Source organism: Arthrobacter sp. NPDC057009 (assembly GCF_042673905.1).
Classification (GTDB): Bacteria; Actinomycetota; Actinomycetes; order Actinomycetales; family Micrococcaceae; genus Arthrobacter.
The window spans coordinates 587,634-608,189 of sequence record NZ_JBHUSB010000001.1 but is presented as its reverse complement, the minus strand read 5'-3'; the positions used below and the strand labels follow the sequence as shown (position 1 = coordinate 608,189).

The window sequence follows — 20,556 nt, the reverse complement described above, 5'->3', positions numbered from 1 at the left end:
CCCTGCCCGGCAGCTTGCCGGGCAGGGGCCCATTGAGAGGAAGCACCGCTGATGGCATTCGGCCAGCCACGGATTGAATACAAGACCAACGCCCAGATGCGCACCATGCATGAGGCCGGGCTCGTCCTGAGCCGCGCGCTCGAGGCCGCCGTGGCCGCAGCAGCCCCGGGCGTCACCACCCGGCAGCTCGACGAGGTCTTCGCGGCGGTGCTGCTGGAAGCGGGCGCCAAGTCCAACTTCCTGGGCTACCACGGGTTCCCCGCCAGCATCTGCACGTCCGTCAACGAGGAAGTGGTGCACGGCATCCCGGGGGACAAGGTCCTGCAGAACGGGGACATCATCTCCATCGACGGCGGCGCGATCGTCAACGGCTGGCACTCCGACTCCGCCCGGACCGTCATCGTGGGAACACCGGACCCGGAGGACCAGCGCCTCTCCGACGTCACCGAGGCCGCCATGTGGCACGGCATCGCCGGCCTGGCCAAGGGCAAGTTCGTTGGCGACATCGGCGCGGCCATTGACGACTATGTCTCCTCGGTGCCGGGCAAGCCCCTCGGCATCCTCGAAGACTACGTCGGCCACGGCATCGGCTCGGAGATGCACATGGCCCCCGACGTGCTGAACTACCGCACCAGCCACCGCGGCCCGAAGATCCGGCCCGGCCTGTGCCTGGCGATCGAGCCGATGCTGGTGCGCGGCGGCATCGAGACGGCGGTGCTTGAGGACGACTGGACAGTGGTGACCACCGACGGCAAGCGCTCATGCCAGTGGGAGCACTCCGTGGCCGTGCACGAGAAGGGCATCTGGGTCCTCTCGGCGCCTGACGGCGGCGCCGCGAAGCTCGCGCCCCTCGGCGTGGTTCCGGTCCCGATCCCCAACTGACGACGCGCATCCAACGCTGCGACGCGCTGAATCCCTGGCGACACCGGAATTTCCGTGTCGCCAGGGATTTTGCGCGTCACGGAGAACTTTCTGCATCGCCATGTGGGGTCCCGGGGCAGAATGGGGCCATGGAAGCGACTGAGGAGAGCCGGGCGCAGGGCAAGATCACCGATGTGCCCGGGATCCGGGTGGGACACCAGCAGAAGTCCGACGGCGGGTGGCTGAGCGGGGTGACCGTGGTCCTGCCCCCTGCGGGGACAGTCGGATCGGTGGACGTGCGCGGGGGAGGGCCCGGCACCCATGAGACCGACGCGCTCGACCCCACGACGCTGGTGTCCACGGTGGACGCCGTGGTCCTTACCGGTGGCAGCGCCTACGGGCTGGTGACCGCGCACGGCGCCCAGCGCTGGTGCGAGGAGCAGGGCCGGGGCTTCGCCGTCACCGGCGGGGTGGTGCCCATCGTTCCCGCCGCCGCCATCTTCGACCTCGGCCGCGGCGGCGACTTCAACGCCCGGCCGGACGCGGAGATGGGTTACGCGGCCGCTGCCATGGCCGGCTCGCAAGCGGAAGGGCACGACGTCGAACGCGGCAACGTGGGGGCCGGCACCGGAGCGGTCATGGGACGCGGGAAGTATAAAGGGGGAGTCGGGACAGCGTCCGTCACCCTGGACAACGGTGTGGTGGTCGGCGCGCTAGCTGTAGTGAACGCCGTGGGCCTGCCGGTTGTTGAGTTCGCCGAAACCACGGCCGGTGATTTCGCCGGGTTCAATCCGCGGGACGTACCTGGGCCACCCCTGAACACCACATTGGCCGTCGTCGCCACGGATGCCGTGCTGGATGCGGCCGAGTGCAAGCGCACCGCCTCGGCGGCCCATGCCGGCCTGGCCCGGGCCCTGAACCCGAGCCACACCCTGGCGGACGGGGACACCGTGTTCTGCCTCGCCACCGGAGCCCGGGAGCTGGACAGGAGTACGGAAGCCGCCCGGCAGATAAGTCTCATTACCCTGCAGAGTGCGGCAGCCGACGTCGTACGTTTGGCCATCCTGGACGGGGTCAGCAGCGCGCAGCCGGTGACGACTCCTGCGGGCGAATTTGGTGCATACCCGGGCAATGTGCGCTAACATGGCTGGATTTAACTTTCCGGGCTGAATGCCGTAGAGTTGCATGTTGGTTGTCTGCCCTGCCACGCCCAATTGCGGGCCGGAGGGCGACGGTCAATCAAATCAAAAACGTCCGCAGTAATGTCCGGCGCCTGCCGGAGGTCTGCGGCAAACAACAGTTAGCGGAGGATATGGCCAAGAAGGACGGGGTCATTGAGATCGAGGGCGTAGTGACTGAGGCGCTGCCCAACGCGATGTTTCGTGTTGAGCTCACCAACAAGCACGTCGTCCTGGCACACATCTCTGGAAAGATGCGCCAGCACTACATCAGGATTCTCCCTGAGGACCGCGTAGTGGTGGAGCTGAGCCCTTACGACCTGACACGTGGTCGTATCGTCTACCGCTACAAGTAAACGTTGGACGGCCAGGGCAGCAGCCTGAGGCCGGTTCATCGGACCAACTGCTATCACGCAAAGGAACGCCATGAAGGTCAAGCCGAGCGTCAAGCAGATCTGCGAAAAGTGCAAAGTGATCCGCCGTAACGGCCGGGTCATGGTGATCTGCGAGAACCCGCGCCACAAGCAGCGCCAGGGCTAATTCCCTCCTGGGAACCCCTGGGTTGCTAACCCACGCAAGTAAATAAAGGCAGCACAAGCTGAACTGGGACGTATGGGCCCGGACAGCTAACCCCCGGTCGGAGGCTGGGGCCGCACTGAAAGTGCGGGTGTACTGCCTACGACCTCCGGTTTATCAAGGAGTACCGCCACTATGGCTCGTCTCGCTGGCGTAGACATTCCCCGCGAAAAGCGGCTGGAAATTGCGCTTACTTACATCTACGGCGTGGGCAAGACCCGTGCACACGAAACCCTGGCTGCCACCGGCATCAGCGCTGACGTTCGGGTCAAGGACCTGACGGACGCGCAGCTGGTCGAGCTGCGTGACTACATTGAAGGCAACTACAAGGTTGAGGGTGACCTTCGCCGCGAAGTGGCAGCAGATATCCGCCGCAAGGTTGAGATCGGCAGCTACGAAGGCCTGCGTCACCGCAAGGGCCTGCCCGTACGCGGTCAGCGTACGAAGACCAACGCTCGTACCCGCAAGGGCCCGAAGCGCACCGTCGCCGGCAAGAAGAAGGCCCGCTAAACACATTCGCCTCTTGGCAAATGTGGGATCAGCAAGGCCTTCCCCCAAATAACTTTCTGTAGGAGAAGAAATGCCCCCGAAGACTCGTGGCGCGGTTCGCAAGCCGCGTAAGAAGGACAAGAAGAATATCGCGCTTGGCCAGGCGCACATCAAGAGCACGTTCAACAACACCATCGTGTCCATCACGGACCCGACCGGTGCTGTGATCTCCTGGGCTTCCGCCGGTGAGGTTGGATTCAAGGGCTCCCGTAAGTCCACCCCGTTCGCTGCGCAGATGGCTGCCGAAGCTGCCGCCAAGCGTGCACAGGAGCACGGCCTGAAGAAGGTTGACGTGTTCGTCAAGGGACCGGGTTCCGGACGCGAAACCGCGATCCGTTCGCTGCAGGCTGCCGGCCTCGAGGTTGGCTCCATCCAGGACGTCACCCCCGCCGCCCACAACGGCTGCCGTCCGCCGAAGCGCCGCCGCGTCTAAGTACTTTTCGCAGCTTGGAGCTTGCCCGGACCCGTTTCGGGTCCGGGCAAGCCCAGCGCGTTAAGTCCTCAGACCGATTTTCCACCACCTGTGTTGCGTCATATAGCGGATGCTCGCCGAAAGGAAACCTAAGTGCTCATTGCACAGCGCCCCACCCTCTCCGAAGAGGTCGTCTCCGAAAACCGCTCCCGTTTCATCATTGAACCGCTGGAGCCGGGCTTCGGATACACCCTCGGAAACTCCCTCCGCCGTACCCTGCTCTCCTCCATCCCCGGTGCCGCTGTAACCAGCATCCGGATCGATGGCGTGCTGCACGAGTTCACGACGGTTCCGGGTGTCAAGGAAGATGTCACCGAGATCATCCTCAACATCAAGAACCTGTCCGTGTCCTCCGAGCACGACGAGCCGGTTGTTGCTTACCTGCGCAAGCAGGGCCCCGGAGTCGTCACCGCCGCGGACATCGCTCCGCCGGCCGGCGTCGAGTTCCACAACCCGGATCTGCACATTGCCACGCTGAACTCGAAGGGCAAGTTCGAACTCGAACTGACCATCGAGCGCGGCCGCGGCTACGTTTCGGCAGCTCAGAACAAGTCCGGCGACGCAGAGATCGGCCGTATTCCGGTCGACTCCATCTACTCGCCGGTGCTGAAGGTTACTTTCCGCGTGGAAGCCACCCGTGTTGAGCAGCGCACCGACTTCGACAAGCTGATTGTCGACGTCGAGACCAAGCAGGCCATCGCCCCGCGCGATGCCGTTGCTTCCGCTGGCACCACCCTGGTGGAACTGTTCGGTCTGGCCCGCGAGCTGAACACCGCAGCTGAGGGTATCGAAATCGGCCCGTCGCCGACGGATGCTGCCCTGGCAGCAGACATGGCTCTGCCGATCGAGGATCTGGACCTCACCGTCCGTTCCTACAACTGCCTCAAGCGTGAGGGCATCCACACCGTGGGTGAACTCGTTGCCCGCTCCGAGGCTGACCTGATGGACATCCGCAACTTCGGTGCGAAGTCCATCGATGAGGTCAAGGCAAAGCTGGTTGAACTGGGCCTGTCCCTGAAGGACTCCCCTCCCGGTTTCGACCTCGCTGCCCGCGCCGCAGCCATCGAAGAGGACGACGCCGCGTTCAGCGACGACGAGCTCTAACAAGCAGATCTTGGCCGAGGGGCTGGCCCGCACCGCGTTGTGCGCAGCCTCCCGGCTTCCATATGAGGAGAAACAATTATGCCTACCCCCACTAAGGGTCCGCGCCTCGGAGGCGGCCCGGCTCACGAGCGCCTGATGCTCGCGAACCTGGCTTCCGCACTGTTCGAGCACAAGCGGATCACCACCACGGTCACCAAGGCCAAGCGCCTGAAGCCGTACGCAGAGCGCCTGGTCACCTTCGCCAAGCGTGGCGACCTCGCTTCCCGCCGCCGCGTTCTCGGCCTGATCAGCAACAAGGGCGTCGTCCACGAGCTGTTTACCGACATCGCCCAGGCTGTGGAGAACCGCAACGGCGGCTACACCCGCATCACCAAGATCGGCAACCGTAAGGGCGACAACGCTCCCATGGCTGTCATCGAGCTGGTTCTGGAGCCCGTTTCCGCCAAGCAGGCTGTTGTAGCCGAGGCCACCCAGGCCGCCGCTGCTGCTGCTCCGGCTGCTGAGGAAGCTCCCGAGGCAGAGGTCACCGAGACCGAAGCTGCTGAGACCGAAGCTGCAACCGAAGAGGCTCCTGCCGCTGAGGAAGCTCCGGCTGAAGAGGCTCCGGCCGAGGAAGCTGCTGCTGAAGAGGCTCCTGCCGACGAGGCCAAGGACGCGAAGTAATTCGCTAAGTCCTTCGCATAGACTTGAGTCTATGACCCACCAAAAACCCGCTGCCCCCGATTTGGGGGGCAGCGGGTTTTTGCGTATCCGGCTGGACCTGGCGTACGACGGCGGCCCGTTCAGCGGGTGGGCAGTGCAGCCCGGTTTGCCGACCGTTCAGGGAGTTCTGGAGGAGGCGCTGGAGCTGCTGCTCCGCCGTCCGGTACGTGTCACGGTGGCCGGGCGCACCGACGCCGGCGTGCACGCCCGCGGCCAGGTGGTACACCTCGACCTCACGGAAGCCGAGTGGCTGGGACTGAGCCGGGGCGCGACAATCGATCCCGCCGTCGCCCTTTTGCGCCGCCTGCGGGGAACGCTGAGCCGCGGGCTGGGGGACCAGACCGGCGCGATCGTAGTGCACCACGCGGTTGTTGCGCCCGAGGGTTTCGATGCGCGCTTCTCAGCCCTGTGGCGCCGCTACAGCTACCGCATCGCGGATGGTCTGGAGAAGTGGGATCCGCTCAGCCGCTACGACACTCTGTGGCACAAGGCTCCGCTGGACGTGGACCTGCTGAACGAGGGTTCCGCGCAGCTCCTGGGTCTCCACAACTTCCTGTCGTTCTGCAAACCGCGGGAAGGCTCCACCACCGTCCGCGAGCTGCAGCGCTTTGAATTTTCCCGCGGTCAGGACGGCGTCATCGTTGCCACCGTCCAGGCCGATGCCTTCTGCCACAACATGGTGCGGGCGCTGGTGGGGTCGGCCCTGTACGTGGGGGAGGGGCAGGAGCGTCCGGAGTGGCTGCACGAGCGGCTGCTGGCGAGGAAGCGCGATGCCCGGTCCGTGCTGGCCGCGCCCCACCCGCTGGTCCTGGAGGAAGTGGCATATCCGTCCGACGGCGAACTGCTGGCCCGGGCAGAACTCACGCGGGCGCTGCGAGAGTAACGCCCGGTCCGCGACGTTGTGTTGCAGGACGTGAGGGTGGTCCCTCGTTTACGCGTATCCGGCTAGTAGGCTGGGACGCAGTCTTAAGTCATGCGGTCCTTACAGGGGGTAAGGGATGAATGATCGTCGCGTTGTTGTGGTCATCGAGCGGGATGCGGAAGTCCGCTCGCTGCTGGAGGCCACGCTCGGGGAAGCCGGTTTCGAGGTGCACTGCGCTGCCACCGGTGACGCCGGGATTGCCTTGGTGCGCGCAAAGCAGCCTGACACTGTCACGCTGGACCTGGTGCTTCCCGACATGGGCGGCTACGAGGTGCTGCGGCGCATCCGCGAATTCAGCCACACCTACATCCTGGTGGTCACGGCGCGGAACGACCTTGGGACGACGCTCCGGGCCTTCGACGCCGGGGCCGACGATTACATGGTCAAGCCCATCCGGCCCCGGGAACTCCGCGTCCGCGTCGACGGCATGCTGCGCCGGCCCCGGGAGCTGATGGTTCCTCCAATCGTGACGCCCCGGGAACCGCCGCTGGTTTCCCCACGGCTCCGGGCTTCACGTCCCGTGCCCCGGGCGCAGCCGGTGCCCCGGGCCCAGCCGGTGCGGACAGAGCCCCGGCCGAGTCCAAGGGTGGTGCCGCGCCCACAGCCGGTCCCTTCGTCGAGCGTAGTGGCCGGCCTTCCAGTGGCCCAGGACCCGTCAGTCGCGAAAGCCTATGAGCACAAGGGGCTGGCGATCGACTGCGCAGCGCGCGCCGCAACCCTCGGCGGCCGTGCCCTGCAGCTGACCCGCACCGAGTTCGACCTTCTGTACATCCTGCTGCAGCGCGGCAGTGGCATAGTCACCAAGGCGGAACTCGCCGGGCTTCTAGGCCTCGTGAAGCGGGAATCCGGCAGCCCGGACAGCCCCGGTGGCGGGACGCGGGACCCCGGCCGAATCGTCGAAACCCACATCGGTAACCTCCGCCGCAAGCTCGGAGATGACGCGCGTCGCCCCCGCTGGCTAAGGACGGTCCGCGGCGCAGGGTACACCTTGGCGTAGGGGCTGGCGGCGCGTCCCTGCAAACGGGGGACACGCCGGAGAGATTACAAGAAAATAACAAGGCAGCGGGCGCACCTTTAATGCATGAAATCACTTACGAGCGACGACGTCGTTGCAGTCCGTGGCGTTCTGACCGATACGCATCCGGTTGATTTCTATGCGCTTGGCGTCGCGGGGGCGATTGACCGTTTGGCCATCCCGCTGCGCGAACGCGGGATCACCGTGCACCTCGAGGCGCCCCATCACGGCATGGAAGTGGACAGGAAGTCTGCCACGCTGCTCTACCGGGCGGCGCAGGAGCTCCTCAGCAACATCCATAAGTACGCCGAGGCGTCTACCGTGACCGTCCGGCTTTGGTGCGTCTGCCGCTCAGGTGACAACCACGCTATCCAGCTCCGCGTGACCGACGACGGGGCCGGCTTCGATGTTGAGGCCGCAACCCACGGCAGGCACTCGGGTATGGGGCTGCGGCTCATGCGCCTGGCGGTGACGTCCGCGGACGGCCAGCTGGCAATGGAGTCGTCCCCGGCGGGAACATCCGTCACCGTGACCTTGCCGCTGGACTAGGGCGGATTGTCCCTTGTCTCCGTTCGACGCTGCTCTCCGTTCTACGCTGCAGCGGATGGTGACCGAAGAGGCGATGAACCCGCTTGCATGGGTGCTTCCGGGCCGTCGGGAGCCAGTAGTTCGTCGAGTATCACCGCGCGTTCGACGTCGCTAATGTTGTTAGGCGTTTTGGACGGGTCGAGGCCTTGGCTGCCGACCTGGTACGAGTGGCCCTTGAGCCCCGTTCAGGTTATCGAGATCGTCTGGTGAATCCGGAGGGCCGAGTGAGTCGGGCGAATCCGGCACGGCTTGGCGGAGCCGTGAATAGAACCATTCCGGACCCTCGGAACATAGCAGCGACTCTGGCAAGTCGTGGCCGAGTGACAGGTCGAGCGAGTCCGGGGACTCTGACCGCTCGGGCCGCTCTGGCCCGGCTTGGCCTGGCGGGGCGTCGAACGAGTCCGGGGACTCTAGCCACTCGGGCGGCTCTGGCCCGGCTTGGCCTGCCGGGGCGTCCAACAAGTCCGGGAAACCTGGCCACGCCTGACCTGGTGGCAGTTCCGGGTGGCCGGGTGTCGCGTCGGACCAGCGCGGCTGAAAGTTGTCCGGCGCAAAGTTGTCTGGCACAAAGTTGTCTGGCCAGGTGGGTGGTTCCCAGTCCTGGTGTTCGGCGGGGTAATGGCGCCCGGATGGTGAGATCCAGCCGGGCGGGCTCTCCCTCGTGGCGCCGGCCGGTCTCCACGCCGTGGTGTGTTTGAGGCGGTGGTGCTTCGGGCACGGCTGGCCGAGGTTGCTGACGCCGGTGCCGCCGCCGTCGGCCCAGGCGAGGATGTGGTCGGCGTCGTTGTCGAGGGAGTGGTTGGTGCAGTTGGGAAAGGTGCATTTGGCGTCGCGGAGCCGTAGCCATTGCCGCATCGGTTTGGTGAGCCGGTAGCTGGTGCGCCCGATCTCCAACGGTGCCCCGTCGCGGGGGTCGGTGAGGACCCGGAAGAACGACGTTGCGCCCTCGGCGACAAGCCGGCGGGCCATGGACGCCGGGATCGGCCCGTACCCGTCGAGTGTGGCTGGTTCCTCGGTCTGGCCGAGCAGCGAGAACACCGGAACCGTGACCAGCACCTGCGCCTGCGCCTGCGCCTGCGGGGACGGCACCTTACCGGCCGTCATCTCGCCGGCAGGGGCGGAGCCTCCGGGGAAGGAGCCTCCTTGCCCGGAACCAGCTGCCCCACCGGTAACCCCCGGGGCTGGACGGAGCAGCGACGTGGAAAAGACGTCGGCCCGGAGTTGGGTGAGGGTGCGGGTTTCGTTGGGGCCTTGGAGACCACGTGCGATGGCGGTGGTGCGGTTCCAGATCCCGGCGGCCTGGTCCGCGGGCAGGAACGCCGAAATCCACGCCATGCCGTCCCGGTCCGGGGTGTACTCCAGTCGCCGGTCCTTCACGCTCTTGAAGTGCCGTTTTTCGATGCTGTCCTGATGGTGCCGTTCCCGCCAATACCGTGCCTTGGCCCGGAACCTCGCCGGTGCCAGCTCCCCGGCCGGACAGCCCCGCGCCGCGTTGGGAGCGCCCGGGTCCAGGAAGTGGGCCTCAAACGCTGCGGCCGCTTCAGGTGACAGCCCTTCGGTCTCATCGCACATGATGCGCCCGTGCTGCCAGGAAAACGCTCCTGCCCCCATCCCAGCCAGCGTCAACGGCAAATCCCTGCTTAGCCTCGCGGACTCGGCCAAAAACCGCGCCGCAGCACCTTCGCTCACCGTCAGGGCACACGCCACCGACGCGGTCACCGACATCTCCCGGGCCGCGCTGGCGGACAGGCGCTCATCCGGCGCCGCCATCGCCGCCTCCGCGGCAGCGAACCCCGTCCCGAGGTGCACCTTCACGGCCGCAAGCCGGGCTTCCATCCCGGCTGCCTCCGTGAGACCAGCCAGGAACACATCCGACCGCACCTGCAGCGGGTCCCTGTGCTCCGGCAACGGATCCGAACCTGCCGGAGCCGGGTCGGCGGCCCTCCGCAGCTCAGCAGCCAGCGCCAGGGCCGAGGCACCAATAGCCTCCAAGGCCTCCGCAGCAGCCGCACTGTTGTCCATAAGGAGAGCATGCCACTGGCCTACAACGAAAAGGACGGGGTCCGGAGCCTATGTGGAAAACCGAGTTGTGGAAAACCGAGGTGTGGAAAACCCCTCAACTGACGTATACCGCGTCAGGACTCCGCTGACCCTTCGGCCGGCAGCGTGAGGGTGAAAGTGGTGCCTGCGCCGGGTTTGCTGTCGCAGGAAATGTCGCCGCCGTGCCGCTCCACGATGGTTTTGGTGATGGACAAGCCGAGCCCGACGCCGGGAATAGCAGCCTGACGCGCCGCCTGGCTGCGGAAGAACCGGGTGAAGATGCGCGACGTTTCCTCCTCGCTGATCCCCATGCCCGTGTCCTGGACCTTCAGCTGCACCCACGAGTCACGGCGCCTGGCACTCACGGTGACCTTGCCGCCGTCGGGAGAGTATTTGATGGCATTGGACACCAGGTTGTCCAGGGCCTGGCTGATGCGGAGGGGATCGGCGTGGGCCCACAGGGGAGCCGGGACGTCCGTGGCAAGGGAGACGTTGCTGGCGTCGGCCTGGGCCTGGACGGAGCCGATGCTGTTTTCGATCAGGCCAGCGAGGTCGGTCCGGCGGGGATGCACGGCCAGGACCGCGGACGCCGACACCAGAAGCTCGGAGACCAGGGAGAGCAGCCGTTCGGCATTGCGCTGCACAACTTCCAGGCGGTGTACGGATTCGGGGGACAGGGCCTCCGCTTCGTCCAGCACCAGGTCCACGTTGCCCACCAATGACATCAGCGGGCTGCGGAATTCGTGGGAAACGTTGGAGATCAGCTCCTCCTTGGCGGAGAGCGCCTCCACCAGCCCAGTGACATCACTGAAGACGATGACCGCCCCGCTGAACCCGCCGTCGTCGTTCTTGATGATCCGTGCAGCAGTGGCGACCGCCCGCTGCGAGGCGCCCTCGCCCAGCCACACCAGATAGTCCGCGAAAGTCTCGCCGGCAATGGCGCGGTGGATGGGGCGCTTGTCCAACGGAAGCGGGGTCACCCGGTCCTGGCCGAACATGAGCTGCTGGGCTTCCATCGGCTGCTCCACGCCCGGAGGGGCTGCTGCCTGCCTGAAGGTTTTCTGCTGGTCGTTGACCAGCACTTTCTGGCCGTCGGCATCCACCGCCACGATGCCGACGTCGGTGGTGTCCAGAATGGTCTTGAGCAGCCGTTCGCGGTTTCTGCTTTCCCCGAGCAGCTCGCGGAGCTCGGCGTCCTTCTGCTCCAGTCTTTGGCGCTGCAACCGCACATTCGCGCTGGCAAACCTGATGGCCACCGAGACGGCCACCATCATTAGCGGCAGCAGAATTGCCGTGGCAATGTCCGAAGGTGAAATGTTGGGAAACTTTTGCAGAAGAGTGGGAATGCCGATGAGGAGCGGGCCGAAAAAGCTCAGGAATATGGTGGTCCGCGGGAAGGTGTCGGAGCTGGAAAGCCAGATCACCGGAAATATCGCCAGAACTCCGAGTCCGGCCACGGCTGGAACGGCGCCGTTGCGGGCGAGCCCGATGATCACGAGATCGAGTATTGGAATAACCAGGTAGGCGTTGGGCGGCAGCCGTTCCCAGGGAACCAGAAAGCAGCCGAGAAACGTGGCAACCATCATGACGATGGCGGCGATAAACACGCTGCTCTGGATCAGGGTGGGCCACACTGCGGGGGCGGCGATTGCCAGCGCGGCGAGAATAACCGTTACTGGGAGCTGGCAGAGCGCCACCTGGACCCGGGGCTTTAGGCGGCGGAAGAATTGGTCCGTGTCGCGGACCAGCACCTGCTCACCCAACGCGGCCGCGCCCGGTACCCGGCTGCACTTCCGAATTCCGGGACCACTCGTGGTTAAACGAACACATGAAGCCCATTATGCACAGCTATTCTTCGGTATTTGGAGGGGACGGCACCACTCACCGGTGTGCGACTAAAAGATATGGGCAATTTTCGCTCTTTGGGGGCTTCTACGTTGTAGCGTAGGTAATCTGGTAATGCTTACCGCATTGCGCTGGGCTGTGCGGTGGTTTTACCTGGATATGAGGTAGTGGTGGGTGATCTTGGTGTCGCCGTGGTTATCGAGGACGACGTTGATGTCCGGAATCTCCTCGACGCGGTTTTGCAGCAGGCAGGTTTTGAAGTGCACTCGGCCGGCACCGGCCGTGACGGGGTCGACGTCGCAAGGCAGCGCCAGGCAAACGTAATAACGCTCGACGTCGGTCTTCCGGACATTGACGGTTTTGAGGTCCTTCGCCGCATCCGGCAGTTCAGCGACGCCTACGTCGTGATGCTCACCGGCCGGAATGACGAGCTGGACACGATTACGGCGCTTCAGGGCGGCGCCGACGACTATATCGTCAAGCCCTTCCGGCCGCGTGAACTGCGTGCCCGCATCTCGGCCATGCTGCGCCGGCCCCGGGTGGCTTCGAGTGGTGCCGGTGAAGCGGCTGCGCCTGCGGCGGAGCCGGCTGCGGGTGGCTCCGGCGGGCCGGGCGGTCCCCGCAGAAGCACGGTGCTGCAGCACAACGGGCTGGCGCTGGATACGGAAACCCGGACCGTGGCACTGCGTGGCACGCCGCTCGGGCTGACCCGGAGCGAATTCGACCTGCTGCACGAGCTGCTGAGGGGAACGGGCGCCGTCCGCACGCGGGCAGACCTGGTTCGTGTGGTGCGGGGCGAGTACTACCGCGAGGACACCTACATCAGTGAAGCGGACGAGCGGGCCGTGGAAGTCCACATCGGAAACCTGCGCCGCAAGCTTCGCGAGGACCCGCAGGACCCCCGCTGGCTGGTCACGGTGCGCGGCGTCGGCTACCGGCTGGCGCCGAAGCGGGCGGAGTAGGGTCTCGGGCGGAGGCTTAGGCCTCCGGCCGTGCCGCTATGGGCTTCAGGCCTCCGGCGGCAGGTAGCCCTGCTTCAGGCCGCAGACGGTTTGTTCGCCGGTCAACGCCACGAATGGCAGCAGCCGGCGTACAGCGGACAGATCGCCGTTATTGACGAGGCGTTCCAGGTTCACCGCCAGCTGGGCCAGGCGTGAGGCGCCCACCATCAGGGCGGAGTTCTTCAGGCTGAGCACGGCGTCCATGGCGGCGTCGGCATCGTCATCTGCGATCGACGCTTCAAGGTAGGTCCGGCGCTTGTTCCAAATTTTGATGTAGTCCCTGGCGAAGTTGTGCGCTATGCCTGTGCTGCCCATGTCTTCTTCGAGCTCGCGAAGGACGTCAAGATCCAGTACGGGCAAGGTGGCACTCTCCGATTCGTTGTGATGCATGCCACCTGGCCCCGCGGACGCCGGTGAGCAGACGCCGTTGGCGCTGCTGTCGGCTGCTTCGGAACCTGGGAGGGACATGGCTTAAGGCTACTTTCTCAGGTTGGGAAAACCCTGATTGAGCTTGGATCCTGTGGAAACCCTGCGTGTACCTTGTGTTGGGGTAAATCCCGCGCAAGCCCGCAGTTTACTGGTTCGCAAAGGTCTCGATGGTGTTGATGACGGCCGGGCCCAGGATGGCAATGAAGAGGACCGGGAAGATGAAGAACAGCAGCGGGAACAGGATCATCACCGGCAGCTTCATCGCCTTCTCCTCGGCGCGCTGGCGGCGCTTGACGCGCATGACCTTGGCCTGGACACGGAGCACCCGGCTGATGGCGATGCCGTAGGTGTCCGCCTGCACCACGGCCTGGACGAAGCTGCGCAGTTCGGGGATATTGGTGCGCTCGGCCAGGGCGATATAGGACTCACGGCGGCTCCGGCCCACCTGCATGTCCTGCAGGGTCCGGACGAGTTCCTCAGCCAGGGGACCTTTGCCGTTCTCGCCGGCGCGGGCCATGGCTCCTTCGAAACCGAGGCCTGCCTCGACGGAAATCAGCATCTGGTCGAGGGTGTTGGCGAGCTCCAGCTGCATGGCCTTTTGCCGCTCCTGGCCCTTGCTGTAGAGCATCAGGTCCGGGATGAAGTAGCCCAGGAACAGGACGAAGATGCCCACGAGCTTCATGATCGGCGTCGTTCCAATGGAACTGATGTACAGCCCGAGGAGGCCGCCGACCAAACCTAGAGCGGGCTTAGTGGCAAGCAGGCGCCCAAGCGGCATCGACGCCGGGCGGCCTGCCAGAGCCAGCAGCCTGTCGAGCTTGTGTACATAGCCGGCCGGCGTGAGGCGGTAGCCGATTTTTTCGATGAGGCCGCTGTTTGGCTTTTTCTCCACCTCGGCGCGGTGCAGGCCGCGGGTGAGGAGGTCCCGTGTGTGGGCCAGCGCCTTCCGGTCAACGGAGAGGAAGGACCATGCCAGGTATGCGAGGGGGAGGCAGATAAGAAGCAGCGCTAAGAAAATCAGGGGATCCACAGTGGCCTCAGAATTTCAGGTCGATGATTTTGCGCATCCACAGACCGCCAATGGTCATGAGGATGACGGATGCCACGATCATGATCCAGCCGAGCGGATTGGTGAACATCTTGTTCATGTAGCCCGGGTTGACGAGCGAGAGCATGACCACGATGCCGATGGGGAGCGCCATGAGGATATAGGCGGAGAACTTGCCCTCGGCCGCCAGCGACTTGATGTGGCCTTTAATCTCGCTGCGCTCGCGGATGGTCTCGTTCACCTGATCGAGTACCTCCGCAAGGTTTCCGCCCACCTCGCGGTTGATCTGGATGGCCTGGGAAATCCAGACGAAGTCCTCATTCTTCATGCGGTCGGCAGTGTCGTTGAGCGACACGAGCAGGTCGCGGCCAAGACTGGTTTCGGAGACGATACGGCGCATTTCCTCCGACGTCGGAGCCTGTGACTCGGTGGCGGCGGCGTCGATTGCCCGCAGGATACTGTGGCCTGCCCGGAGGCTGCCGGACAGCAGCTGCAGGGTGTCGCCCAGCTGCTCATCGAACTTGGCCCGCCTCTTGCCGGCCAGGAAGCCCAGTACGAGGTGGCCGACGAAGGGTGCCGCGATGACCAGCAGAATGGCCAGCAGCGGTCCGGCCACGACGAGCCCGATGAGGGCTCCCACAAAGGCGCCCACCATGACCAGCAGGATGAACTCAGCCTGGCTCAGCCGGAGACCGGCGTTCTCCAGGCTTTCACGGTTGAAGTACCGGACGTTCCTCTTGGCGAGGACACGGTCGATGGACTGGACAGCATTGCCGGCGAACCGGGTGAGCTGAGAGTCCGCTTCCGCGCGGAAAGGACGACGCCGGTCAAGCGGCACTGTGGGAGTGCGCGGAATGAGCACCGCCACGCCGCCCAGCAGCACAGAAGCAACCACAAGGATGACTCCAAATGTCACGAGCATCAGAGTCAGTACCTTTCCGGGGAGACAGGGGCAGCGCCGAAAACGCCGGCCGAGACGTGAATGCCTAGGTCTTCAAAGCGGTCGATAAAGCGCGGGCGGATGCCGGTGGGAACGGGCTTGCCAAGGAACTTGCCGCTCTGGTCAACGCCGGCCGAGTAGTCGAAGACGAAGGCATCCTGGAGCGTGACAATGTCGCCCTCCATGCCCTGCACCTCAGTGACATGGGTAATGCGGCGAGAGCCGTCGCGCAGACGCGAGATCTGGACAATGAGGTTCACCGCGGAGGCGATCTGCTCACGGATTGCGCGCAGCGGCAGGTCCATCCCCGCCATGAGGACCAGGGTCTCCAGACGGGCGATCGCATCGCGGGGGGAGTTGGAGTGCACGGTGGACAGCGAACCGTCGTGGCCGGTGTTCATGGCCTGCAGCATGTCCAGGGATTCCCCGCCACGGACCTCGCCCACCACGATCCGGTCCGGGCGCATACGCAGGGAGTTCCGGAGCAATTCGCGGATGGTCACCTCGCCTTTTCCTTCCGTGTTCGGGGGGCGGCTTTCCAACCGGACCACATGTTCCTGCTGGATCTGGAGTTCCACCGCGTCCTCGATGGTCACGATGCGCTCGTTGGCCGGCAGGAAGGACGACAGGACGTTGAGCAGAGTGGTCTTACCGGTGCCGGTACCACCCGAAACGATGATGTTGAGCTTGGCTTTGACACAGGCGTTGAGCAGCTCGGCCATTTCCGGGGTGAGCGTGCCGAAGTCGATCAGGTTCTGGACGGTGAGCGGCACCTTGCTGAACTTACGGATGGTCAGCGAGGAACCGCCGACGGCGAGGGGAGGGATGACTGCGTTCACACGCGAGCCGTCTTCCAGCCGGGCGTCGACCAGCGGTGACGACTCGTCAATGCGGCGGCCCACCTTGGACACGATGCGCTCAATGACCTTCCGCAGGTGCTCCTCGGAGCTGAACCGCGAGTCCGTCAGCGTGAGGTTGCCCTTGCGCTCCACGTAGATCTGGTCCATCCGGTTCACCATGATTTCGGTGACGGCGGGGTCGTCGAGGAGCCGCTGGAGAGGGCCGTAGCCGAGCACGTCATCAGCGACGTCTGCCACCAGGCGCGTCCGCTCATCCGGAGTGAGCGGCACCTGTTCGGCATCGATGATGCGGATGAGTTCTTCGCGCGCTGTTCGGCGGAGTTCCTGCTCGGTGAGGGTCGAGTCATTGAACCGCGCACCCATGCGCTCGAACAGTGCCGTGGCGGCACGCTGCTTGAGGGCAGCAAAAACGTCAACCGGCTGCTGGGTCTTCGCCTTGAAGGGCTCCGGCGCCGTGATGGTGGGCTTCACCGGTGCTGCTTGTGGCGCCTGGCGGCGGCCCGCCGCTGGAAGTGGAGCCGTAGCCGTGGGCTGAGCATGCTCCGTCCCAGTGTCTTGGACCGGTGCCGTCGCTGTAGCAGGTGCCGGCTGTGCCTGAGCCGCAGCCTGGGCGGCTGCCGCTTCGGCGGCACGACGTGCTGCACGCGTCTGGTATGCGGTCACACCTGAGATTGCCCGCGACCCACTGCTCACCGACGACGCAGCTGCTGCTGCCTGGACCGGGGCGGGGACGGCACGCATGAGAGCTGGCTCGGAAGCAACCTGCGCCGGAGAACGCGTCGGTAGCGGCGGAAGTTGCAGCGGGGCGCCCGGGACTTCAGACTTCAGCTGCGCAGCCTGGATGCGCTCAGAGAGCTTCATCTAGACCACCACCCGACGGTGAGCGCTCCGCTGCTCCTTGGCTCCGACGGCGGGACCCAAGCGGTCTACCAGCTGGCTCAAGCCTTTAGCGGCTGGATCCTTCTTGGCATCCAGCAGGACGGGCACGCCACGGTTGGTCGACAGTGCCACGGCGCGTGAACGGGGGACGCTGACGTCCACGGGGGCTCCAATCGTAGATTCGATGTCTTGGACCGTCAGGCCGCACTTGGAATCGGCCATGTTGAGGACCACGTGCCGGCCTTCCGGCAGGATTTCCAGCTGACGCAGAATGTCCATGCCTGAACGGAGGCCACGAACGCTGGGGATATCCATCGCGCTAACCCAGACTGCGTCTGTGCAGGCTTCCATGGCCGCGAGACCGATTTCGGGCAGGCCCGGGGCGGTGTCCACGACGACGTACTGAAACTCTTCGGCCAACTGTTCGAGGAGGCGTGTGACCTGTTCCGGAGTGATGTAGTCGGCCTCGACAGGGTTCAGCGGCGCACAAAGTGCATAGATGCTGGCCGGGTGAACGGTCAAAAAGGCCTTGAGTACCAGGGTGTCCTGGGCCGCGGCGGGGGAGACTGCGTCCGTGACGGTGTGCGCCGGATTCAAGTACAGGCCGGAGGCCACGTCGCCGAACTGCAGGTCCAGGTCCACGAGCACCACGCTCATGGGCGCCAGCTTGCCAAGCCCGACGGCGAGGTTGGTGGCGATGGTCGTTTTGCCCACGCCGCCCTTGGGGGAGAAAACCCCAATGACGGAGCCCCTCTGGTTTTCCGTTGGGCCTGGCTGGTCCGTACGGTGCCGGTTGGCGAAGGACTGGCAGGCGCGCTCCAGCAGCACCCGCAGCTGGGCGGGATCGGCGGAGGGGCTGAGCACGTCCCGGACGCCGGCCCGCATGGCCTGCAGGATCAGCGTGGGGTCCGGTTCGTTGACCAGAAGCACCATGAGGTCCGGCACCTGAACGTCGAGCACGGTGGCCAGGCGGAGTGCCTCGTCGATTGGCACGTCCGGGCCAAGGATGAGGACCTCCGGCTGTTCCTGGTTCAGCTGGGCGAACAGGTCATAGGGACCTGCAGGCAGGATGTTCGTAAAGAAGGTCTGAACACCGCCCTGCAGCCCGCCGGCAACTGCCTGCCGCAGACGGCTGTCAAAGTCCGCGTTCGGAGTGATCAGGACGAAGCGGCTCACTTGTAGACCTCACTCCGCTGGATGATCCGGGGACCGCTGTCCTTGGCATTGGTGGGCTCCTTGCTGAGCCACATCTTGGCGTACTCGGCAGCGAAGACGATCTTTGCCGCGTCGACATCATTAACAGCGACGGTGAGCATGAGGGAGCCCGTCGGAAGCGTGGTGTCCTGGGGATCGGCAGCATTGGGGTCCGCGCTCGCAGTGGGTGCCGGCTGAGCCGTTGCGGCCGGCTCGGGTGCGCGCTGGACAGCCGTCACCAGCGCCTTGCGTACTGTCAGCTTGGTGGTTTCTGCATCGGCTTTGTCTTCCACGCCTCCCTTGTCGAGGTTGACGAAGACGCCCACATGATCGCCGGGAGCCAGCCGGCCGCCGACGACGCGGTCCGGCTCGAGCTGGAAGGAAACCTCCTGCAGGCCGGCCGGGATCTGCACGGATCCTGCGGCTTTGACATCTTCGGGTGCAACGAGACGTTCGGAAACCAGCTGCTCGCCGGGTACCAGGTCCACGGCAGCAACCTTGCCCTTGGAGGAATCCAGTGAATTGAGCGAGGACTCCGGGACGGCAGATGCAGGCAGCTGCTCGGTGACGAGGGAGGCCGCCATGGATTCGACAGGCGTTCCCGCGGGGATAGCCGTCTTCACCACGAGGACGTCCACGGGCTCAAGGTTCTTGACAGCCCGCTGGTCGGCGCCGTGGGCGTAATTGATAACGAGCATGGCTCCCACGAGGGCGAGAACCACTGCTGCCGCGCCGGCCAACAACCGAGACTTCACGAACTGCTCCTGACGATCTTAGGGTCGCTTATTTGCATTGTTTTAGCTGGTGAGTTCCACGACCGTGGCACCATAAGGGCTGACCGGCCCCAACGTGTAGCCATCGGCAAGCGATACGTACTTAATGAAGCTGCCGATGATGCCACGGCAGTCGCCGGTGCAGGCCAGATCGCCGACGTCCGCCCTCGTATTCCGGAAAATGAGACTTGCATTGGTTCCGTTTCCGGAAGCCAATTTCCAGCCCCTGACTTTGAAGGCTGCAAAGGAAGTTAGATGATAGGTACCTGACGACCCTGTCTCCGAAGCTCGGTCGAAAACGGGGAGAAGCACAACGACGTCCTTGCCGTCCAAGATAGACGCCTGCCAATCCTGGACAGTTGACGTGCAATTGCTCGGCGCATCGTTGCCCGTATTGCTGTAGCTCACACTTGTAAGGAGGTCGACGCTGCTGCCACAGATGCCCGGCGTTTGTGTGATCCAACTGAAACCGCCAGGGACCGGCTGCCCAGCATAGGTGCACCCCGGGGTGCCCTTGTTATTCGCGCTCGGATCGTGGCTTTGTAGAAGTTGGTCCCCGCCGCCGACCATTCCTGATACTTGGCAGACGGAGAAAGCAAGAGGGAACGGGGCCGTTCCCTTGGTTGGGCTGCCCCAAGTCACCGATGAGGTTGCACTCACCTCAGCGCTGTTGAGGCCAAGGACTCGGGCGAAAAAGAGGGAGACCGTATCCGGTGAGCTGCTGTTCTCCTTTGCAGTAGTCGTGGCGGTCACTCGGCGCTCGCCGATATTCAGGTCAATTGGATCTTGTACGGTGCTTTGCCCGTCCACTGCATTTTCATTAGCCAGTCTTCGCAGATCCTCTGAGATATCTGCGCAAACATCTGACGGTGCGGGAACAGCACAATTGCGTGCAACGGCCAACGCCACAGCGTCGGAGCCGTTTTGCAGTTGTGCCTGTTCTGAATATAGTTTGGCCACATCGACGGCTATGGCCGCAAAGCCAAGTAATACGACCATGAGCAAAGCGACGATTACCGCGATTCCGCCGCGCTCGTGGTCGATTGGCGCTGTTATCCCCCGCATAGCATGGTTCCTTTGCCCTGCATCGCAAACGGTCCAGCAATGCCAGTCATTGTATTTAGAGAGTACTTGACTATGACTGTCACTTGGCTTTTGGCAGGGCAATTTGTAGGAGTGGTCGTATTTGGGAAGCTCGTGAACTCTATCGTCATCGGGTTGAGGTTCGCTGCTGCATGTGTCACCGCTGTCACCGCTTTTGATTGATCCTTTTCAATCGCCATAACGCGTGCACCTTCTCTGGCAGCGTTAGACAACGTGATCTGTGCGTTATACGCGCGGCCAAACTCCATAACGCCGAGAAGAATCATGATCAGGATCGGAGCCAGAAGAGCAAATTCAACCGCCACGGCTCCGCGTTCATTGGACTTGGACACAATGTGGCCTTTCCACCGAAATCGCAGGGAGCTTGGCTGAGTGGTGGGGGGAGAAGTACGCCCCCACAACAGGCGCATTGGGGGGGGGGGATGAGTAATGCCATTCGGGATGAAAAAGCGGAGGGTGCCGGGGGGGAGGGGGGT

The 20,556-nt window shown here is 64.4% G+C and carries 22 protein-coding genes; 12 read left to right on the top strand and 10 right to left on the bottom strand.

Annotation, left to right across the window (positions count from 1 at the left end):
• Positions 1-51 precede the first annotated feature (51 nt).
• The 11 genes from map to ACFTR6_RS02775 all read left to right on the top strand — a co-directional run bounded on the left by map (position 52) and on the right by ACFTR6_RS02775 (position 7,928).
• The gene (gene map / locus ACFTR6_RS02825; protein ID WP_377956806.1) at positions 52-882 is read left to right on the top strand and encodes a type I methionyl aminopeptidase; all 831 of its coding nucleotides are present in this window, start codon (positions 52-54) and stop codon (positions 880-882) included.
• A 128-nt stretch (positions 883-1,010) separates the two neighbouring features.
• Complete coding sequence (locus tag ACFTR6_RS02820) at positions 1,011-2,003, top strand: P1 family peptidase (RefSeq protein WP_377956805.1); 993 nt, start codon at positions 1,011-1,013, stop codon at positions 2,001-2,003.
• A gap of 170 nt (positions 2,004-2,173) precedes the next feature.
• Entirely contained in the window at positions 2,174-2,395 is a 222-nt protein-coding gene (infA, locus tag ACFTR6_RS02815; RefSeq protein ID WP_011775571.1) for a translation initiation factor IF-1, read from the top strand.
• Positions 2,396-2,465: 70 nt separating this feature from the next.
• Positions 2,466-2,579 carry a 50S ribosomal protein L36 gene (gene rpmJ, locus ACFTR6_RS02810; RefSeq protein ID WP_009358722.1) on the top strand — a complete coding sequence of 38 codons (114 nt, stop codon included), beginning with the start codon at positions 2,466-2,468 and terminating at the stop codon, positions 2,577-2,579.
• Positions 2,580-2,750: 171 nt separating this feature from the next.
• Positions 2,751-3,125 (top strand): 30S ribosomal protein S13, encoded by a 375-nt coding sequence (gene rpsM / locus ACFTR6_RS02805; RefSeq protein ID WP_003803743.1) that lies wholly within the window; start codon positions 2,751-2,753, stop codon positions 3,123-3,125.
• Between the two features lie 70 nt (positions 3,126-3,195).
• Positions 3,196-3,597, top strand: coding sequence for a 30S ribosomal protein S11 (gene rpsK, locus ACFTR6_RS02800; protein WP_003803734.1), 402 nt, complete (start codon positions 3,196-3,198; stop codon positions 3,595-3,597).
• Between the two features lie 132 nt (positions 3,598-3,729).
• A complete protein-coding gene (locus tag ACFTR6_RS02795; protein ID WP_003803733.1) occupies positions 3,730-4,740 on the top strand; it encodes a DNA-directed RNA polymerase subunit alpha in 1,011 nt (336 codons plus the stop codon).
• A gap of 78 nt (positions 4,741-4,818) precedes the next feature.
• A complete protein-coding gene (gene rplQ, locus ACFTR6_RS02790; RefSeq protein ID WP_076801250.1) occupies positions 4,819-5,403 on the top strand; it encodes a 50S ribosomal protein L17 in 585 nt (194 codons plus the stop codon).
• Positions 5,404-5,434: 31 nt separating this feature from the next.
• Positions 5,435-6,325, top strand: a complete 891-nt coding sequence (truA, locus tag ACFTR6_RS02785) for a tRNA pseudouridine(38-40) synthase TruA (RefSeq protein WP_377956802.1) — start codon at positions 5,435-5,437, stop codon at positions 6,323-6,325.
• 115 nt (positions 6,326-6,440) lie between these two features.
• Entirely contained in the window at positions 6,441-7,361 is a 921-nt protein-coding gene (locus tag ACFTR6_RS02780) for a response regulator (protein WP_377956801.1), read from the top strand.
• 84 nt (positions 7,362-7,445) lie between these two features.
• Positions 7,446-7,928, top strand: coding sequence for a sensor histidine kinase (locus ACFTR6_RS02775; protein WP_076801255.1), 483 nt, complete (start codon positions 7,446-7,448; stop codon positions 7,926-7,928).
• 159 nt (positions 7,929-8,087) lie between these two features.
• Here the strand turns inward: ACFTR6_RS02775 and ACFTR6_RS02770 are convergent, their stop codons facing one another.
• Complete coding sequence (locus ACFTR6_RS02770) at positions 8,088-9,989, bottom strand: DUF222 domain-containing protein (protein ID WP_377956800.1); 1,902 nt, start codon at positions 9,987-9,989, stop codon at positions 8,088-8,090.
• A 113-nt stretch (positions 9,990-10,102) separates the two neighbouring features.
• Positions 10,103-11,770, bottom strand: coding sequence for a sensor histidine kinase (locus tag ACFTR6_RS02765; protein ID WP_377956798.1), 1,668 nt, complete (start codon positions 11,768-11,770; stop codon positions 10,103-10,105).
• 252 nt (positions 11,771-12,022) lie between these two features.
• Between ACFTR6_RS02765 and ACFTR6_RS02760 the strand changes: the two genes are divergently transcribed.
• Positions 12,023-12,814 carry a response regulator transcription factor gene (locus tag ACFTR6_RS02760; protein ID WP_377956797.1) on the top strand — a complete coding sequence of 264 codons (792 nt, stop codon included), beginning with the start codon at positions 12,023-12,025 and terminating at the stop codon, positions 12,812-12,814.
• Positions 12,815-12,859: 45 nt separating this feature from the next.
• On the opposite strand, the gene ACFTR6_RS02755 is transcribed toward ACFTR6_RS02760, so the two are convergent.
• The 8 genes from ACFTR6_RS02755 to ACFTR6_RS02720 form a co-directional block, all read right to left on the bottom strand.
• Positions 12,860-13,321: an Hpt domain-containing protein gene (locus ACFTR6_RS02755; protein ID WP_377956796.1), complete on the bottom strand. Its 462-nt coding sequence runs from the start codon at positions 13,319-13,321 to the stop codon at positions 12,860-12,862.
• 106 nt (positions 13,322-13,427) lie between these two features.
• Positions 13,428-14,312: a type II secretion system F family protein gene (locus tag ACFTR6_RS02750; protein ID WP_377956795.1), complete on the bottom strand. Its 885-nt coding sequence runs from the start codon at positions 14,310-14,312 to the stop codon at positions 13,428-13,430.
• A 7-nt stretch (positions 14,313-14,319) separates the two neighbouring features.
• Positions 14,320-15,252 carry a type II secretion system F family protein gene (locus ACFTR6_RS02745; RefSeq protein ID WP_377956794.1) on the bottom strand — a complete coding sequence of 311 codons (933 nt, stop codon included), beginning with the start codon at positions 15,250-15,252 and terminating at the stop codon, positions 14,320-14,322.
• 5 nt (positions 15,253-15,257) lie between these two features.
• Entirely contained in the window at positions 15,258-16,601 is a 1,344-nt protein-coding gene (locus tag ACFTR6_RS02740) for a CpaF family protein (protein WP_377956793.1), read from the bottom strand.
• 390 nt (positions 16,602-16,991) lie between these two features.
• A complete protein-coding gene (locus ACFTR6_RS02735; RefSeq protein ID WP_377956792.1) occupies positions 16,992-18,185 on the bottom strand; it encodes a CpaE family protein in 1,194 nt (397 codons plus the stop codon).
• The gene (gene cpaB / locus ACFTR6_RS02730) at positions 18,182-18,958 is read right to left on the bottom strand and encodes a Flp pilus assembly protein CpaB (protein ID WP_377956791.1); all 777 of its coding nucleotides are present in this window, start codon (positions 18,956-18,958) and stop codon (positions 18,182-18,184) included. The genes ACFTR6_RS02735 and cpaB overlap by 4 nt, the downstream gene beginning before the upstream one ends.
• 42 nt (positions 18,959-19,000) lie before the next feature.
• Entirely contained in the window at positions 19,001-20,041 is a 1,041-nt protein-coding gene (locus ACFTR6_RS02725; RefSeq protein ID WP_377956790.1) for a pilus assembly protein TadG-related protein, read from the bottom strand.
• Positions 20,029-20,412 carry a TadE family protein gene (locus tag ACFTR6_RS02720; RefSeq protein ID WP_377956789.1) on the bottom strand — a complete coding sequence of 128 codons (384 nt, stop codon included), beginning with the start codon at positions 20,410-20,412 and terminating at the stop codon, positions 20,029-20,031. Before ACFTR6_RS02720 ends, ACFTR6_RS02725 begins: the two co-directional genes overlap by 13 nt.
• Positions 20,413-20,556 lie beyond the last annotated feature (144 nt).

Coding starts and splice junctions, on each gene's coding strand:
- ACFTR6_RS02755 (WP_377956796.1), bottom strand. CDS start 13,321: ATGTCCCTCCCAGGTTCCGAAGCAGCCGACAGCAGCGCCAACGGCGTC.
- rpsK (WP_003803734.1), top strand. CDS start 3,196: ATGCCCCCGAAGACTCGTGGCGCGGTTCGCAAGCCGCGTAAGAAGGAC.
- ACFTR6_RS02775 (WP_076801255.1), top strand. CDS start 7,446: ATGAAATCACTTACGAGCGACGACGTCGTTGCAGTCCGTGGCGTTCTG.
- ACFTR6_RS02745 (WP_377956794.1), bottom strand. CDS start 15,252: ATGCTCGTGACATTTGGAGTCATCCTTGTGGTTGCTTCTGTGCTGCTG.
- rpmJ (WP_009358722.1), top strand. CDS start 2,466: ATGAAGGTCAAGCCGAGCGTCAAGCAGATCTGCGAAAAGTGCAAAGTG.
- ACFTR6_RS02820 (WP_377956805.1), top strand. CDS start 1,011: ATGGAAGCGACTGAGGAGAGCCGGGCGCAGGGCAAGATCACCGATGTG.
- ACFTR6_RS02725 (WP_377956790.1), bottom strand. CDS start 20,041: ATGCGGGGGATAACAGCGCCAATCGACCACGAGCGCGGCGGAATCGCG.
- rpsM (WP_003803743.1), top strand. CDS start 2,751: ATGGCTCGTCTCGCTGGCGTAGACATTCCCCGCGAAAAGCGGCTGGAA.
- map (WP_377956806.1), top strand. CDS start 52: ATGGCATTCGGCCAGCCACGGATTGAATACAAGACCAACGCCCAGATG.
- rplQ (WP_076801250.1), top strand. CDS start 4,819: ATGCCTACCCCCACTAAGGGTCCGCGCCTCGGAGGCGGCCCGGCTCAC.
- truA (WP_377956802.1), top strand. CDS start 5,435: ATGACCCACCAAAAACCCGCTGCCCCCGATTTGGGGGGCAGCGGGTTT.
- ACFTR6_RS02770 (WP_377956800.1), bottom strand. CDS start 9,989: ATGGACAACAGTGCGGCTGCTGCGGAGGCCTTGGAGGCTATTGGTGCC.
- infA (WP_011775571.1), top strand. CDS start 2,174: ATGGCCAAGAAGGACGGGGTCATTGAGATCGAGGGCGTAGTGACTGAG.
- ACFTR6_RS02780 (WP_377956801.1), top strand. CDS start 6,441: ATGAATGATCGTCGCGTTGTTGTGGTCATCGAGCGGGATGCGGAAGTC.